Genomic DNA, 15601 nt, shown 5'->3' on the forward strand with positions numbered 1-15601 from the left:
GGTTCGGCAGGGTGACCGCCAGGCGCGCGGCCTGCACGGGCGACAGCTCGGCCGCCGTCGTCCCGAAGCGTCGCCGTGCCGCCGCACCGACACCGAACAGGCCTTCACCGGTCTCGGCCACGTTCAGGTAGACCTCCAGGATCCGCCGTTTCGGCCAGAGCACCTCCACCAGCGGTGTCAGCCCCGCCTCCAGGCCCTTGCGGACCCAGGAGCGGCCCTGCCACAGGAAGACGTTCTTGACCACCTGCTGGGTGATCGTCGACGCCCCGCGCACGTTATCCCCGCGCGAGCGCACCGCCTCAACTGCGGCGGCGGCAATACCACGGGCATCATAGCCATTGTGGGAATAGAAATTCTTGTCCTCAGCCGAGATAAACGCCTGTTTCACCAAATCCGGTATCTCCGCCGAAGGGGTGAACAGGCGCCGTTCCTTGGCAAATTCATCAATCATCCGCCCCTCGCCAGAATAAATCCGGCTGATGGTTGGTGGCTGATACTGCGACAGGGATTCATGACTGGGAAGGTCACGCCCATAGATCCAGAAAATCGCTCCCAGTGTCAGCGCAACCATGGCAATGCCCAGGGTTACGGTGCTGAAGATCGAACCAAAGAAGGATAGAATAAACCTGAGCACGGATGCTGCCTTTCTCGCGGGGTGCCGTCTATATAGGAGGGCGACGGCCTGGGGTCAAAAGCGGAAACAGCGGAAAGATGCCGTCACAGGGGGAAAAACGCCATGCAATGCCCCTCGGGTCTTTGCCTTTTCTCTTCAAAACCTGCAACCACCGGAAACAAAAAAATCCATGCAGAGCCCGCTACGTCTGTCGCAGGGCTGTCATCAGGTCTGACGACAGCGCATTTGGCCTATTGGCGTACCAAAGCGCGACGCGCGTCGTCCTCTATGCGCCAATCAATCAGACCTTTCAGCATTGCAGTTGCGGTTTGTCGACGCCAATCAGGGTCTTGCAGGTTGGCCAGGTCGCGAGGGCTGGACAAAAACCCGACCTCCACCAGAACTGATGGGATATCGGCGGATTTCAGCACCGAAAACCCGGCAGATCGCAACGGCTTACGATTAAGCGGCCCACCCTGAGCCTTCAGCCCGGCGACCAGGGCCCGTGCCAGGGCTTCGCTGCGAGGCTGGGTTTCCTGTCGCGCCAGATCCAGCATAACCCCGGCAACCAGATCATCTGTGTGGCTCAGGTCGGTGCCCGACAGCAGATCGGCGCGATCATGGCGCTCTGCCAGGCTGGCCGAGGCCGCATCCGTGGCCTCTTGCGACAGGGTGTAGACGGTAGAGCCATGCGCGTGCCCCTGTGTCAGCGAATCCGCATGTAAGGAAATAAACAAATCCGCTCCTGCCTGATGCGCCAGCGCGGTGCGCCGCTCAAGCGAGACAAAATAATCCCCATCCCGGGTGACCTGAACCGCAAACTGACCCGAGCGCACCAAAACCTCGCCCAGCTCCAGCGCAAACTGCAACATCAGATCTTTTTCGACGACACCGTTCGCAGCCTTGGCCCCAGGATCAATACCACCATGCCCCGGATCCAGCACCACCAGCAGCGGCGCGTTTTCATCCCGGTGGGGCGCGACGTCCAAAACCTGTGGCGCTGGCAAATCCCAACGGGCATCCTGCGGCGCGCCCGCCGCTTTGGCAAAATCTTCTGCTGTGCTGGCCTGCAAGTCCAGCTTGAGCACCGCAGCCGCGGTCACCGGATCGACCTCCAGCGCCGCCGCGGCAACCACCATCGGTTCAGAGAGTTCCAGCACCAGCCGCGACCAGCCGGGCACATAGGTGCCAAATTGCACCGAGGCCACAGCCTCGCCGCTCAAAAATGCTTCCGGGTCGAGCCCGCTCCAGTCGACCTCCTGAAAGTCCAGCACCAGCCGCGCGGGCTCATCCAGGGTGAACAGCCGATACGGCACTCCCTGGCTCAGTCCCAGCTGCAGGCGCGCGCCGTCACCAGTATCGCTGATCTGCGAGACCTCGCTGGTGACGCGTGCCAGGCCGCTAAATTCCTGCGCTGAGGCCAAAGACCCCATAACGCATAGCCCGCCCAACCAAAGGGCCGTCACCGCCGCGTTCAATCTGCCCATGTACTGCCCCTGCCCTGTGTTTATGGCTTTGTCCTATCCTAGCTCCCGCGCGGAGGAGAGATCAAACTGCCTGCCTAACCGTTTGCATGTTTCAGCCACGCGCCGCCATAAAGGCCTTGAGCCGGGAAAGGCCCTCTTTGATATCCGCCGTGCCGCGTGCATAGGAAAACCGCAGCGTGGTGGCGCCGCGGACCGGATCAAAATCCAGACCCGGCGTCACAGCTACACCCGCCTTTTCAAGGATTTCAGCGGCAAAGCTACGGCTGTCTGTGGTCAAGTCAGACACATCAGCATAGACATAAAAGGCACCATCCGGCGGCGCGATCTTGTCAAAGCCAGCTGCAGGCAACCCCTCCAGCATCAGCTGGCGATTGCGGGCGTAAACCGCAAGGTTTTCGCGCATCTCGTCCTGGCAATCCAGCGCCGCAAGGGCTGCGACCTGGCTGGCATGTGGGGCGCAGATAAACATATTCTGCGCCAGACGTTCGATCACCCGCACTTGATCTTCGGGCACCACCATCCAGCCAACCCGCCAGCCGGTCATGGAAAAGAACTTGGAAAAGGAGTTGATCACATAGCAATCATCCGTCAGCTCCAGCGCGGTGACCGCCTTGGTCTCATATTCCAGGCCGTGGTAGATCTCATCCGAAATGAAAGACGCGTCCTGCGCCCGCGCCGCGTCGATGAGGCTGCCCATTGCCCCGCGATCAAGCATCGTTCCCGTGGGATTGCCCGGCGACGCCACCATCAGCCCGGCCAGGTTCAGCCCTTCCAGATCAGCGGCCACTGGCTGCAGCCGATTTTCCGGCGCGGTCTCGATATCGACAGGGGTCAGCCCCAGCGCCGATAGGATCTGACGATAGGAGGGGTATCCCGGGGCGCCAATGCCAACCCGGTCGCCGCTGTCAAACAGGGCGGTAAAGCCCAGTAGAAAAGCGCCGGACGACCCTGGCGTAACCACCACCCGGTCCGGGTTCAGATCAACATTATACCATTCGCCATACAGCCGTGCGATGCGGCGGCGCAGGGCGGGCAAACCCAGCGCCACGGTATAGCCCAGACTATTGTCCTCCAGCGCATCCGCCAGAGCCCGCCGCGCCGCCATCGGCGCCCCGGTCGAGGGCTGCCCCACCTCCATATGGATGATGTGGCGCCCCTGCTCTTCGGCCTGGCGGGCTGCCTCCATCACATCCATCACAATGAAGGGATCGACGTTTGATCTGCTTGAGTTTCGCATGATGATCTCCCATGGTGCGCGCATGACTTTTGACCGTTTCTCTCGGCTGGCGTCAATCCCGGCCGTGGTGTTTTGCCTGCTCGTCTATACCGCCACCTGTGTCCAGGCGGCGACGATCACGCTATTGCGGGATGCGGATATCGAACAGGGCCTGTCCAGGCTGGCCGCCCCTGTGCTGCGCGCCGCTGGTCTGAACGCAAAACGCCTGCGCATTCTGGTGGTAAATGACTCCCAGTTTAATGCCTTTGTTTTGGACAGCCGTGCAATTTTTATCAACTACGGCCTGATCCTAAAGGTCTCCAGCCCTGAAATGCTGCAGGCGGTGATTGCCCATGAGGCGGCCCATATTACCAATGGGCACATTGCCCGAAGAATGCAAAACCTGCAATCCGCCGGCACCGCTGCCGGGCTGGGTCTGGCCCTTGCCGCCCTGGCCGCTGCTGCAGGCGCCGGTGAGGCCGCAGGCGGCATCGCCATTGGCACGCAGACCTCTGCCTTGCGGGGGTTTCTGTCCCATACCCGCGCCGAAGAATCCTCAGCGGATCGCGCCGCCGCACGCTATCTCAAGGCGGCTGGTATTGATCCACAGGGGCTGGTGGACCTGCACAAGATTTTTGCCGGCCAGGAAGTGCTCAGCGCCGCGCACCAGGATCCCTACATGCGCTCGCACCCCTTAAGCCGGGACCGGATCCGCGCCGCCGAGGCCTTTGTGACCTCCCATGGCCGCGTGAGCGCCCCTGACCCTCAGGACGAGTATTGGTTTGCCCGCATACGCGGCAAGCTCTCTGCCTTCAAACGCGCCCCCAAATGGAGCCTGCGCCGTGCCAAGGAAGAGCCGCACAGGGATATTCGCCTGATGCGTGAGGCCGTTGCCTACCATCGGCGCAGGGACCTACAAAAGGCACTGCGCGGCATTAATGGCGCCCTCTCTATCCGCCCCAATGATGCCTTCTACCATGAACTCAAAGGTCAAATTCTGTTTGAAAACCGCCGTTGGAACGCGGCAAAAAACAGCTTTGCCCGTGCGGTGCAACTTGCCGCTTCTGAACCCCTGGTTCTGGCCAGCTATGGGCGGGCGCAACTGGCGGCTGGAGCGGCAACTGCGGCCTTAAAAACAATGGAGAGGTCCCGCAGTCTGGATTTTCGCAATGCGCTGTTGTTGCGGGATATGTCACAGGCCTATGCCAAGACCGGACAAAACGGTATGGCAGCTTTGGTGACTGCCGAACGCTACGCTCTTGCCGGGCGTTTTGAAGATGCAGGCCTTCACGCAAAACGTGCAGTGGCGCTGCTGCCACGTGGCTCTGCCACCTGGCGCCGCGCGCAGGATGTTGTGCTGGCCTATGAACAAAGTCAAAAAAGGAAACGACGATGAAACCTCTTTCGCGCATGGCCACCGGGGTCGCAACTGCTGCGGCGCTCGCTTTGGGCAGCCTTCCGGCGCAGGCCTTTGAACTGGGTGCAATGACCGCAGAGGAACGCGCTGCCTTTGGGGCCGAAGTGCGGGCTTATCTGATGGAACACCCCGAGGTGATCCTGGAGGCTGTCAATCTGCTGGAACAGCAACAGGCAGCAGACGAGGCCAACCGGGATGTAGCCATGGTTGCTGCCAATTTGGAAGAGCTGCACAACGATGGCTATTCCTGGGTCGGTGGCAACCCTGAGGGCGATATTACCCTGGTTGAATTTATGGATTACCGCTGTGGCTACTGCCGCAAAGCGGCACCAGAAGTTGCCAAGCTCCTTCAGGCTGACGGTAATATCCGGCTCATCGTCAAAGAATTCCCCATTCTGGGAGAGGCCTCGGTCTTTGCCTCCCGGTTTGCGGTTGCCACAAAACAGGTGGCCGGGGATGAGGCCTATGAACAGGTCCATGACGCGCTGATTGAAATAAGCAGCGAATTGAATGAAGTCACCCTGCGCCGCTTGGCCGAAGGGCTGTCGATCGACGCGGATGCCATTTTGGCCGCGATGGATTCCGATGCCGTCACCGATGAGCTGCGCCGCACCCGCGCTCTGGCACAGAACCTGGCCATTTCCGGCACGCCGACCTTTGTGCTCGGCAACCAACTGCTGCGGGGATATCTGCCTGCGGATCAGATGAAAATCCTGGTGGATGAACAGCGCGAAGAAAACAGCTGATCTAACCGGACAAACAAAACAAACAAGGGCGCCTAAACTGGCGCCCTTTTGCATGTGGAGACAGGCCCGCCCGGGCCAACTGGGAGCGGGATCAGTCCCCCGCGGCCTCCAGCGCCTCTTTGGCGGCGATCTCAGAAGCCTTTTTCTCCACCTCTTCGACGATGTGATCCACCATGGCTTCGTTGCTCATCTTGTGGCTGGCCTTGCCTGCCAGATAGACCATGCCAGAGCCAGCACCGCCGCCGGTAAAGCCGACATCGGTCATCAGCGCCTCACCTGGTCCGTTGACCACGCAGCCGATGATCGACAGGCTGAGCGGCGTGTGGATATGGGCAAGCCGCTGTTCCAGCGCCTCGACGGTTTTGATCACGTCAAACCCCTGCCGCGCGCAGGAGGGGCAGGAGATAATATTGACGCCGCGATGGCGCAGCCCCAGAGATTTGAGGATCTCAAAACCCACTTTCACCTCTTCGACCGGATCCGCCGAGAGGCTGACGCGCAGGGTGTCGCCAATGCCCATCCACAACAACTGGCCCAGCCCGATGGCCGATTTGATGGTGCCGGACACAAAGCCGCCGGCCTCGGTCACCCCAATATGGATTGGCGCATCGGTGGCATCGGCCAATTGCTGATAGGCCGTGGCGGTCATAAAGACATCGGACGCCTTGAGAGAGATCTTGAAATTGTGGAAATCATGATCCTCAAGGATCTTGATGTGGTCCAGACCGCTTTCAACCATGGCGGCGGGACAGGGCTCACCATATTTTTCCAGCAGGTGTTTTTCCAATGAGCCGGCATTGACGCCAATACGGATTGCACAGTCATGGTCGCGCGCCGCCTTGATCACCTCGGCCACCCGTTTTTCGTCGCCAATATTGCCGGGATTGATCCGCAGGCAGGCCGCGCCCGCCTCGGCGGCCTCGATGCCACGTTTGTAGTGAAAATGGATATCCGCAACAATGGGGACCGGGCTTTCGGCGACGATCTCCTTCAAGGCTTTGGAGGAGGCTTCATCCGGCACCGAGACCCGCACCAGATCCGCCCCAGCCTCGGCTGCGGCCTGAACCTGGGCAATGGTGGCCGCAATATCCGTGGTCAGCGTATTGGTCATGGTCTGCACCGCGATGGGAGCATCCCCGCCAATGGGGACCTTACCGACATGGATCTGACGGCTTTTGCGGCGCTCAATATTGCGCCAGGGGCGAATGTGATTCATCGACATGCAGGCTGATCCCGGTTGACCCTCGTTGAGGTTTAACTAAGGGCTCTGCACTGGCGCTGCAATGGGTGGGGGCCTACCGCACCCACAACAGACGGGTTTTCTTTTGCCGGGAAGATGTCAACGCAGGGCAGATCGGCGGTAGCCGCCAATATAGCCGGGTTTTATGGTCTCTACTCAGAGACAGGCTGGGTTTGCAGGGCCGCAACCATAGTTGCAAGGGCGCTGTTTTTCCCATCGCTCAAATCAGCAACCTCAAAGCGGTCCAACACGCCACCCACCGATAGATCGACATTTTTGCTTACCTGACCACGGTTGCCAACCGGACCAAAATGATCACCATTGACAGCAAAATAGATTGCGCCGCTTTCGCCGGTGCGCAGCTTAGGCGCCTCTTCTGTCAGCGGAACCGAGAAACTGTCGCCTGCATTCATGATGGCTTCAAAGATAACAGAGCCATCTGCGGCAGTGACCTGCACCCAAGAGGGACGCACGGCCACCATTTCGACGCCAGGCGATACCGGTTCAACAACCTGTGGAACTGCCAGTCCAGCTGGTTCTGACGACGACAGGCTTGCCTCTGCCAGTGTGAAGCTGGGCAATTCCGGCACGGCAAAATTGCCAAGGCTACCAGGGTTCAGCGTCGCAATAGGCGCGTCGCGCGCTACCAGAACCGGCACATCCAGCGCCTGTGGGCGATACAGACGGTCCAGCGCGGCCGCCGCGATATCTGTTTCATCCACGGAAACGGACGACGCATCGGAACTGCGGCGCGCGCCCTGAAGCGGGTCAACATCGGCCAAAACCAGTGGCGTTTGCTCAACTGGCGCAAATTGCACCTGCTGCACTTCTTTCAGGATGCTCAAACCGCCGTATCCAATCCCGGCGATCAATCCCACCAGCACCATCAGCGAACCAATGGCACGTGGTTCAATCTGGGCAAAAACACCACTCGCTGCGGGGGCAAAAGGCGTCGTTGGCGACGTGAAGGCACCGTTTCCCAACCCACCACTCGTGGTAATCGGAGCGGCAACCACCTTGCGCGAAGAGGCCTCGGAAGACATGCCATGGGCAACGGCAAAGCCGCTTTCGCGGCAGAAGGTATCAAAGGCGACTTCGGGATCCATATTGAGATACCGCGCATAAGACCGCACATAGCCCGCGATGAAACCGGGTGTATCAAAAACGGAAGGATCTGAATTTTCAATTGCGGCTATATAGGACGCCTTGATGCGGAGCTCGCGCTGGACGTCCAGAAGCGATTTCCCCATGGTCGCCCGTTCGCCACGCATCATATCACCGAGGCGCAACTCATAGTCATCAAAACTCTTCGGAGCTGAGATTTGCTCATGCTCCTTCGACTTGCGCAAAGTGAGGCGCCTAATCATGCCCGCTGTCCCATCATAGCCTGCCGCATTCGACATCTTCGGCGCTAAACGAATCACCCCGCGATTCGTTCGCACCTTTTCATTAATGGAAATATAACACACTCAAGTGCTTTGAACACAAATCTGTGCTCTAGCCCGCCAATTCGGCACGATTTAGCGCACAATGCGACCAAAGACTGTCCATCGCCTGTACCAGGTGGTCGACTTCGGAGGGTCCATGGACGGGTGACGGGGTAAACCGCAGCCGTTCGGTACCCCGTGGCACGGTGGGGAAATTGATCGGCTGCACGTAAAGACCGAACTCGGAGAGCAGCATATCGCTGAGCTTTTTGGTGTGAACAGGATCGCCGACAATTACCGGAACGATATGGCTGCCGTGATCAATAATTGGCAGTCCCAGACCTTTCAGGCGCAGTTTCAGAACCTTGGCCAGTTCCTGGTGTTTCTCACGCAGTTCTGGGTGCTCTTTCAGATAGGCCACAGAGGCCGCCGCCCCAGCTGCAACCGCAGGGGACAAGGATGTGGTGAAGATAAAGCCCGGCGCATAGGAGCGAATCGCGTCGCACATTTTTGCTGAGGCCGCAATATATCCGCCCATGACGCCAAAGGCCTTGGCCAGAGTTCCGTTAATAATGTCGATGCGATGGGCCAGATTGTCCCGCTCAGCAACGCCACCACCGCGGGGGCCGTACAAACCCACGGCATGGACCTCGTCGATATAGGTCAGAGCGCCAAATTCGTCCGCCAGATCGCAGATCTCTTCAATTGGGCCAAAATCACCGTCCATCGAATACACAGATTCAAAGGCGATCAGTTTGGGCGCTGCAGGATCGTCCGCCTCCAGCAGCTCCCGCAGATGCGCAACGTCATTGTGGCGGAACACCCGCTTGTCGCCGCCATTCCGGCGCACCCCTTCGATCATCGAGGCATGGTTCAACGCGTCAGAATAAATGATCAGGCCCGGAAACAATTTTGGCAGCGTCGAAAGCGTCGCATCATTGGCGATATAGGCAGAGGTGAACAGCAGCGCCGCCTCTTTGTCGTGCAGATCCGCCAGTTCGGCCTCCAGACGTTTATGATAAACCGTGGTGCCGGAAATATTGCGGGTGCCGCCAGACCCCGCGCCGGTGGCATCGATGGCCTCATGCATGGCCTGCAACACAACCGGGTTCTGCCCCATGCCGAGATAGTCGTTGCCGCACCAAACCGTGATGTCCTGGCTGCCGCCGTCAGGGCGCGTCCAGACCGCGTGGGGAAACTGGCCATTCTTACGTTCAATGTCGATAAAGGTGCGGTAGCGCCCCTCTTCGTGCAGACGATCAATGGCGGCATCAAGTTTCGCGGAATAGTCCACCGGCTTCTCCATAGCTATCTAAGGCGCCGATCGTTAAGCAGCGCGGGCTGTGTATATGTCACGCAGTTTGCAGGTCGCTGACCCATTCGCATTCGTGAATGAGTAACAAATGCGCACTCTTATATCAACCGGATACGCACCGCAGCCCTGCACTACTTTGATACAGGTCAAATAGACCTATAACCAAAGATCGACAAGAAGCCCCGCGCCCCCTTTACCGCCATTTGCGCCACATCGGCTGCGACAAATGGTAGGCTTGCTGCCTATTGGAAACCAAATCCCCGCTGCTGCGCCCCATGATCCGGCGCATGTCCGCAGGATAGCAGCCCTGAAATTTGGCACAATCCAGGGCAAAACCAGGGGATTCGCGCTCCCTTATCAGGGCTGCGATGCCTGAAAAAAGCGCCGCCCCCTTTCTGACAGAATCCGCTCCCGCTTATCCCCCGCGCAGATCTGGCCCCCCGCCTGGGAGGCTGCTAGGGTCCGATCAATCGAAACTTTGAACCACCCTATTTGCCGGAGACCCGAATGTCGCTCAACGACGTGCTTGACCGAATTGATACAGACCTGGACGCCGCGACCCAGCGGCTGCTGGAACTTTTGCGAATCCAGTCCATTTCCACTGACCCCGCCTATAAGGCAGAATGTGACAAGGCAGCCGACTGGCTGGTTTCGGACCTGAACAGCATTGGCATCAAAGCCGAAAAACGCCCCACCCCCGGCCACCCCATGGTGGTGGGCCACATCGGTGAGGACAATACAGATGCCCCACATGTGCTGTTTTACGGCCACTATGATGTGCAGCCCGTTGACCCGCTGAACCTGTGGAAAACAGCGCCCTTTGAGCCCCAGCTGGAAGAGACCGAAAACGGCACGGTGATCCGGGGCCGCGGCGCTTCGGATGACAAAGGCCAGCTGATGACCTTTGTCGAAGCTTGCCGTGCCTGGAAAGCCATTCATGGCACCCTGCCCTGCCGCATCACCTTCTTCTTTGAAGGCGAGGAAGAGAGCGGCTCTCCTTCGCTGATCCCCTTTATGCAAGAGCACGCGGCAGAGCTGAAAGCGGACCTAGCACTGATCTGCGACACCTCGATGGTTTCCCGCGGGGTGCCATCAATTTCGTCGCAGCTGCGCGGTATGCTGAAGGATGAATTCACTCTGGTCGGCCCGCGGATTGATCTGCATTCCGGCCATTACGGCGGTCCCGGCCTCAACCCGCTGCGGGAAATGTCGCGTATCATTGCGTCGTTCTACAACGAGGAAACCGGCGCCGTTGCGGTTGATGGCTTTTATGAAGGTGTCGAAAAGGTTCCCGCCGAACTGCTGCGCCAATGGGAAGCATCGGGGTTTGAGGCCAAAGACTACCTCGACAATGCGGGCTACACCCAGGCCCATGGCGAAAAGGACTATTCCATCCTTGAACAGCAATGGGCGCGCCCAACGCTGGAAATCAACGGCATCTGGGGCGGCTACAATGGCGCCGGCTCCAAAACCGTGATCCCCTCCGAGGCCCATTGCAAGATCACCTGCCGTCTGGTGGGGGACATGGATCCGGATGCCCTGCGCACCAAGCTGCGCAATCACGTCGAGGCCCAGCTGAAACCCGATTGCAAGGTCATCTGGGACAATGACATGGAAGGCTCGCGCGCCTCGGTGATGGATATCACCCGTCCTGAATTTGAAGCCGCGCGTGGTGCGCTCAGCGACGAATGGAACCGCGAAGCCGTGTTCTGCGGCATGGGTGGATCCATCCCGATTGCCGGATTTTTCAAATCCATTCTGGGTATGGAATCAATGCTGGTGGGATACGCCAATGAAGATGACGCCATCCATTCCCCAAATGAAAAATACGACCTCAAGAGCTTCCACAAAGGCACCCGTTCCTGGGCCCGCATCCTGGACGCCTTGACCAAGTAATCAAAGACGCGCAGGGGCTGGTGTCCAAACCGGCCCCTGCAAACAGGTGATCCGACACGAATTTGTCAGCTTGCCCCCGCAGAAACCAAATTTACGCGTGATATACGCTCGCCCTCTCCCGCCAAATCAACCTGCTTAAGACAAGTTTAGCCAGTTCTTGCGAGACTGCGCTGAACAGCACAGATCGATGCGAATGGAGAAACAGGTAATGCCACATAGCAAATACAAACGTCCCGCCGGCTTTGAAGGCATCCAGAGCGATCCAGAAGAAAGCTACCGCGCGGGCTATCAACATGGGGTGCGCGTATTGCTGCGCCACCTGGAAAGCGAACAGAAACTGGATATGGAGCGACTGACCAAATGGGTCAATTCCGATCTAACCGCCTGGCGCCATGACACTGAGGCCGAGCCCACTCCTCCCACCCCCTAAGAGGCGCGAGAGATTCGCGCACCAACATCAATGGATCGCCATACTGCAGCCCCTTCGGGGGCTGTTTGCCGTTTCGCAGGCACGAATCCTTGGTCAGACCAGATCGCGCCCACGCAACAGGAGTGGCCAATCTAGACATTCAAAAGTTCAACACGTGATGAATGAGAAAAGTGGCGCGGTTGACGGGGCTCGAACCCGCGACCCCCGGCGTGACAGGCCGGTACTCTAACCAGCTGAGCTACAACCGCGCATTTTCTTCATAGTGGCCTTAACCACCACCCTCATCCGAGGCGGCTCCATCCGGAGCGGGATTTGGTATGCCCAAATCAGACAGGCAGCAGTGGCGCGGTTGACGGGGCTCGAACCCGCGACCCCCGGCGTGACAGGCCGGTACTCTAACCAGCTGAGCTACAACCGCGTGCTGCCCATCCAGCATCGCTGCTGAATGTTGGGCTGTAATATTCCCAGCGCTCGGGGATCGTCAAGCGGTGTTTTGGTATTTTCGCTGCTTTGGTCGAAAAAAATGCCAAAAACAATGTAACTATTTGATTTTCATCATTTCAAATAGGGCGCCCCGGCCGAAAAGGCATCCACCAAATCCGGCGCCCACCTGTGGCAGCCCTGCCCTGCCAGCGTCGCGCGCATTTCACAGCCTACCTGCAGCAGCAAAGCGGCCAAGGATGTGCAGCCCCCCCCGGGAGAAACACAAAAGGAAGGGTCAAAGCCCCCCCAAGATGCAAGGTTTGACGTTGATCTTGTGCCGCAACAGCGTCTCACTGCCCGCCTGGAGAGCGACAACATACGGCCCCGCCATTTACCGCAAGACACCGCCCCGAAGGGTGGGGATATTTTGTTCATTTCTTGGGGGGGGAGTATGGTGGGTGATGAGAGGCTCGAACTCCCGACATCTTCGGTGTAAACGAAGCGCTCTACCAACTGAGCTAATCACCCGATAAGCGGGGATTTAGACAAAGACCGAGGCAGGCGCAAGAGGGGAAAAGGCATTTTTTGCAAAAAAGTCAGATTACTGCAAAAGCTGTTCACGCCCCTCCTCCAGAACATAGATACAGCCCTGCTGGTTTGACAGTTTTGCCATCTCCTGGCGCGACAGCCCCAGAACAATTCCGCGCATCACCTGGCCCAGCAATCCATGGGCAACCACAACCGACGGCTCGGTCAATACCTGCATGAAAGACAGGATGCGGGCATGGAAGTTGCCATAGCCTTCGCCATTGGGGGCGGCGCAGAACAGATCCAGATGAGAGGGGTTTGCCGCCCAGATTTCAGGGAGCTGCGCCTCCACCTCTGGCAAGGTCATGCCCTGCAGATCGCCGGCATGGGCCTCAGCCAGGCGTGGGTCGATGATGCACTCAGCCCCGCCCAGGGCAATCTCCGCCGTTTCCCGCGCCCGCCCCAATGGCGATACGTAGCAGGTCGGCTCCTGTGCCAATATGGGCCGCATCAGCTCCGCCTGCTGGCGCGCATGGGATCGCCCCAGGGGGCTCAGCTGCGATTCCAGCTGCCCCTGAATACGTTTCTCGGCGTTCCACTCGGTTTGCCCGTGACGCAAAAACCAGATTTTGGGAAAGGACGTCATGTGACCTCAGATCCTGTTATTAATACCGTGGTGAAAATCCCGTCATATTTAGCGCTGCACCGCCTGGAAGGAAAGCCCCGGAGAAACCTGCCCCGCCCCAAGAAAACTGCCTCTCGACAAGGCGAAAAAACTGCGGCCTTTTAGACAGGATCAAAGACCTGCTCTTTACCAGAAACAGAAAACGCAGCTGCCCATGACCCACACGCTCTATTCCTTTCGCAGATGCCCCTACGCCATGCGGGCACGCCTCGCCCTGGCCTCGGCTGCACAGCCTGTTGAACTGCGCGAAATTGTGCTGCGCGACAAGCCTGCCGCTTTTCTGGCGACCTCGCCCAGCGCCACGGTGCCCTGTTTGCAGACCGCTGAGCAGGTGATTGATGAAAGCCTCGACATTATGGTCTGGGCACTGCGTCGCAACGATCCAGAACAGTGGCTGGCAATGCCCGAGACTGGCTGGGGCTGGATTGCCAAAGCCGATGGCCCCTTCAAACAGGCCCTGGACCGAACCAAATATGCCAGCCGCTACCCGGATGAGGACGCAACCGAACAGCGCCAAAAAGCCGCCGGGTTCCTCTCAGATCTTGACCAGACGATTGACCGTTGGATCTTTACCGAGGCCTCCCTCGCGGATTACGCCATTTTGCCCTTCGTGCGGCAGTTCGCATTCATCGACAAGCCCTGGTTCGATCAACAGCCCTGGCCCCACCTTCAGGCCTGGCTGGACCGCTTTATCAGCAGCAGCAGGTTTGAAGCGATCATGCATAAGTACCCCAAATGGCAAGACGGCGACGCGGCGACGCTGTTTCCCGAGGCACCGACCAAGCGGTAACGGGGGCTGAGGAGGGTCAGACCGCGGTCTGGCCCCCGCGCGGGCATAGCCAAGCCCGCAGATAGACCACCAGCCTGGCCTCCATGCTTTGATCCTCATGCAGAGCACAGAAATACAACGCCATAGCCTGCGTAACAAAGCCCTGCATGCCCTCAGCCTGTAGCTCGGCGGAAATATCCTGGCGGAACTGCCCTTCTTCGAACCAACGGGTTGTGAGCTCCAGGTATCGGCCAAAGGTGGTGGCGATTGTGCCAATCTCTGCCACGGCGGCGGCGCCGGACAATCGCAAAATCACATCAAAAACATAGCGCTCCTGCGTCATGTAGCGCAGCAACGGTTGCTGCAACGCAACCAGCTCCTCAACGGTTCTGGGCGCAGGCGCCTTGGCCAGCTGATCCAGCTGCTGATCGATGCCAGTCCCGATCAACAGGTCCATCAACGCATCCTTGTCTTTGAAATGCGCAAAGAACGTGCCCTTGGCAACACCTGCGCCTTGAACAACCTCTTCTGTGCGCAGGGCACCATAGCCGTTTTCCGCCACCAAAGCCGTTGCAACAGCGACAAGCCGGGCCCGCGTCTCCAGAGTTCTCTTTTGCATCTGTCTCACCATGCTCTCCTGCTGCCACGTTCGGTTGGAATGGTCAAATTCCAAACCCAAACCTCACGCAAAATTGACCGCAGTCATTTTTTAATTGACCGCAGTCATTTTTTACACCAATAAATGACCGCAGTCAATTATTAGCCAGTTTGGAGCCCCGAATGACCCGAATCTTTATCTTGAACGGCCACCCCGCCGAGACGTCTCTCAACAAAGCGATGAGCCTTTCCTATGCACGCACCGCAGAGGCACATGGCCATGAAGTACGCATCCTGCACCTGCATGATCTGGATTTTGATATCGACCATGGCTATGCGGGCTATACTGAGGTCAAACCACTTGAGCCGGATTTAAATAGCTTTTTCAACAACCTGGAATGGTGCGAGCACTTTGTGATGACCACCCCTATGTGGTGGGGAGGATTGCCGGGAAAACTGAAAGGCTTGTTTGATCGCGCCTTATTGCCGGGCAAGGCCTTTGACACCCGCAACACCAAGATGGGCATGCCGGCCCCGATGCTAAAAGGGCGCAGTGGTCGCGTCATTGTCACGTCAGACACCCCCAAGTTTCTCATGTGGCTGCTATACAGCAACGCCATGCTGCGCCAAACCGAGCGCCAAATTCTTGGGTTTATTGGTCTAAAACCGGTCAAAAGCAGTTTTTTTGCAGCTGCATCCCACCCAAAACCCACAACTTTAAAACGCTGGCTTACGCAGATCGAAAAACTGGCCGCAAAGGCCACGTAAGGTGGACAACGGATTGGGGCCGGATCTTGCCACATCACGGCGTA

The 15601-nt window shown here is 58.5% G+C and carries 14 protein-coding genes and 3 tRNA genes; 6 read left to right on the forward strand and 11 right to left on the reverse strand.

Translation table 11 applies throughout. The features are described from left to right. The 3 genes from QZ268_RS06660 to QZ268_RS06670 all read right to left on the reverse strand — a co-directional run. The coding region (locus tag QZ268_RS06660) for a biosynthetic peptidoglycan transglycosylase (RefSeq protein WP_295449995.1) at positions 1-634 on the reverse strand (634 nt) is incomplete at its 3' end. Between the two features lie 230 nt (positions 635-864). Beyond that, positions 865-2100, reverse strand: a complete 1236-nt coding sequence (locus QZ268_RS06665; RefSeq protein WP_295449997.1) for an N-acetylmuramoyl-L-alanine amidase — start codon at positions 2098-2100, stop codon at positions 865-867. Positions 2101-2191: 91 nt separating this feature from the next. Further along, positions 2192-3337 (reverse strand): aminotransferase class I/II-fold pyridoxal phosphate-dependent enzyme, encoded by a 1146-nt coding sequence (locus QZ268_RS06670; RefSeq protein WP_295450001.1) that lies wholly within the window; start codon positions 3335-3337, stop codon positions 2192-2194. Between QZ268_RS06670 and QZ268_RS06675 the strand changes: the two genes are divergently transcribed. Both QZ268_RS06675 and QZ268_RS06680 read left to right on the forward strand, forming a co-directional pair. Continuing rightward, positions 3336-4712: a M48 family metalloprotease gene (locus tag QZ268_RS06675; RefSeq protein ID WP_295450005.1), complete on the forward strand. Its 1377-nt coding sequence runs from the start codon at positions 3336-3338 to the stop codon at positions 4710-4712. The two genes, QZ268_RS06670 and QZ268_RS06675, sit on opposite strands and share 2 nt — an antisense overlap. Then, the gene (locus QZ268_RS06680; RefSeq protein ID WP_295450008.1) at positions 4709-5479 is read left to right on the forward strand and encodes a DsbA family protein; all 771 of its coding nucleotides are present in this window, start codon (positions 4709-4711) and stop codon (positions 5477-5479) included. The genes QZ268_RS06675 and QZ268_RS06680 overlap by 4 nt, the downstream gene beginning before the upstream one ends. 91 nt (positions 5480-5570) lie before the next feature. On the opposite strand, the gene ispG is transcribed toward QZ268_RS06680, so the two are convergent. From ispG to hemA, 3 genes are all read right to left on the reverse strand, one after another. Further along, entirely contained in the window at positions 5571-6701 is a 1131-nt protein-coding gene (ispG, locus tag QZ268_RS06685) for a flavodoxin-dependent (E)-4-hydroxy-3-methylbut-2-enyl-diphosphate synthase (RefSeq protein ID WP_295450012.1), read from the reverse strand. Between the two features lie 170 nt (positions 6702-6871). Further along, positions 6872-8086, reverse strand: a complete 1215-nt coding sequence (locus tag QZ268_RS06690; RefSeq protein WP_295450015.1) for a helix-turn-helix domain-containing protein — start codon at positions 8084-8086, stop codon at positions 6872-6874. Between the two features lie 130 nt (positions 8087-8216). Beyond that, the gene (gene hemA / locus QZ268_RS06695) at positions 8217-9440 is read right to left on the reverse strand and encodes a 5-aminolevulinate synthase (protein ID WP_295450018.1); all 1224 of its coding nucleotides are present in this window, start codon (positions 9438-9440) and stop codon (positions 8217-8219) included. A 528-nt stretch (positions 9441-9968) separates the two neighbouring features. Between hemA and QZ268_RS06700 the strand changes: the two genes are divergently transcribed. Both QZ268_RS06700 and QZ268_RS06705 read left to right on the forward strand, forming a co-directional pair. Then, positions 9969-11357: a M20/M25/M40 family metallo-hydrolase gene (locus tag QZ268_RS06700; RefSeq protein ID WP_295450021.1), complete on the forward strand. Its 1389-nt coding sequence runs from the start codon at positions 9969-9971 to the stop codon at positions 11355-11357. A gap of 208 nt (positions 11358-11565) precedes the next feature. Continuing rightward, positions 11566-11787 (forward strand): hypothetical protein, encoded by a 222-nt coding sequence (locus tag QZ268_RS06705; protein ID WP_295450023.1) that lies wholly within the window; start codon positions 11566-11568, stop codon positions 11785-11787. A 171-nt stretch (positions 11788-11958) separates the two neighbouring features. Here the strand turns inward: QZ268_RS06705 and QZ268_RS06710 are convergent. The 4 genes from QZ268_RS06710 to QZ268_RS06725 all read right to left on the reverse strand — a co-directional run bounded on the left by QZ268_RS06710 (position 11959) and on the right by QZ268_RS06725 (position 13384). Then, positions 11959-12035: transfer RNA gene (locus QZ268_RS06710), tRNA-Asp, on the reverse strand. Between the two features lie 93 nt (positions 12036-12128). Continuing rightward, positions 12129-12205 (reverse strand) — tRNA-Asp (locus QZ268_RS06715). Between the two features lie 457 nt (positions 12206-12662). Continuing rightward, positions 12663-12738 (reverse strand) — tRNA-Val (locus QZ268_RS06720). Positions 12739-12811: 73 nt separating this feature from the next. Beyond that, a complete protein-coding gene (locus QZ268_RS06725; protein WP_295450026.1) occupies positions 12812-13384 on the reverse strand; it encodes a histidine phosphatase family protein in 573 nt (190 codons plus the stop codon). Between the two features lie 193 nt (positions 13385-13577). Between QZ268_RS06725 and QZ268_RS06730 the strand changes: the two genes are divergently transcribed. Then, positions 13578-14213 (forward strand): glutathione S-transferase, encoded by a 636-nt coding sequence (locus QZ268_RS06730; RefSeq protein ID WP_295450028.1) that lies wholly within the window; start codon positions 13578-13580, stop codon positions 14211-14213. A gap of 16 nt (positions 14214-14229) precedes the next feature. Here the strand turns inward: QZ268_RS06730 and QZ268_RS06735 are convergent, their stop codons facing one another. Beyond that, positions 14230-14811 carry a TetR/AcrR family transcriptional regulator gene (locus QZ268_RS06735; RefSeq protein WP_295450031.1) on the reverse strand — a complete coding sequence of 194 codons (582 nt, stop codon included), beginning with the start codon at positions 14809-14811 and terminating at the stop codon, positions 14230-14232. Between the two features lie 161 nt (positions 14812-14972). On the opposite strand from QZ268_RS06735, the gene QZ268_RS06740 reads away from it, so the two are divergent. Continuing rightward, complete coding sequence (locus QZ268_RS06740; RefSeq protein WP_295450033.1) at positions 14973-15557, forward strand: NAD(P)H-dependent oxidoreductase; 585 nt, start codon at positions 14973-14975, stop codon at positions 15555-15557. The last annotated feature ends 44 nt before the right edge of the window (positions 15558-15601 follow it).

This window comes from uncultured Pseudophaeobacter sp. (assembly GCA_905479575.1).
Classification (GTDB): Bacteria; Pseudomonadota; Alphaproteobacteria; order Rhodobacterales; family Rhodobacteraceae; genus Pseudophaeobacter.

Bases quoted from the DNA above. Each gene is read 5' to 3' on its own strand.
- QZ268_RS06665 (WP_295449997.1), bottom strand. From the start codon at position 2,100: ATGGGCAGATTGAACGCGGCGGTGACGGCCCTTTGGTTGGGCGGGCTA.
- QZ268_RS06675 (WP_295450005.1), top strand. From the start codon at position 3,336: ATGATGATCTCCCATGGTGCGCGCATGACTTTTGACCGTTTCTCTCGG.
- QZ268_RS06670 (WP_295450001.1), bottom strand. From the start codon at position 3,337: ATGCGAAACTCAAGCAGATCAAACGTCGATCCCTTCATTGTGATGGAT.
- QZ268_RS06680 (WP_295450008.1), top strand. From the start codon at position 4,709: ATGAAACCTCTTTCGCGCATGGCCACCGGGGTCGCAACTGCTGCGGCG.
- ispG (WP_295450012.1), bottom strand. From the start codon at position 6,701: ATGTCGATGAATCACATTCGCCCCTGGCGCAATATTGAGCGCCGCAAA.
- QZ268_RS06690 (WP_295450015.1), bottom strand. From the start codon at position 8,086: ATGATTAGGCGCCTCACTTTGCGCAAGTCGAAGGAGCATGAGCAAATC.
- QZ268_RS06700 (WP_295450021.1), top strand. From the start codon at position 9,969: ATGTCGCTCAACGACGTGCTTGACCGAATTGATACAGACCTGGACGCC.
- QZ268_RS06705 (WP_295450023.1), top strand. From the start codon at position 11,566: ATGCCACATAGCAAATACAAACGTCCCGCCGGCTTTGAAGGCATCCAG.
- QZ268_RS06725 (WP_295450026.1), bottom strand. From the start codon at position 13,384: ATGACGTCCTTTCCCAAAATCTGGTTTTTGCGTCACGGGCAAACCGAG.
- QZ268_RS06730 (WP_295450028.1), top strand. From the start codon at position 13,578: ATGACCCACACGCTCTATTCCTTTCGCAGATGCCCCTACGCCATGCGG.
- QZ268_RS06735 (WP_295450031.1), bottom strand. From the start codon at position 14,811: ATGCAAAAGAGAACTCTGGAGACGCGGGCCCGGCTTGTCGCTGTTGCA.
- QZ268_RS06740 (WP_295450033.1), top strand. From the start codon at position 14,973: ATGACCCGAATCTTTATCTTGAACGGCCACCCCGCCGAGACGTCTCTC.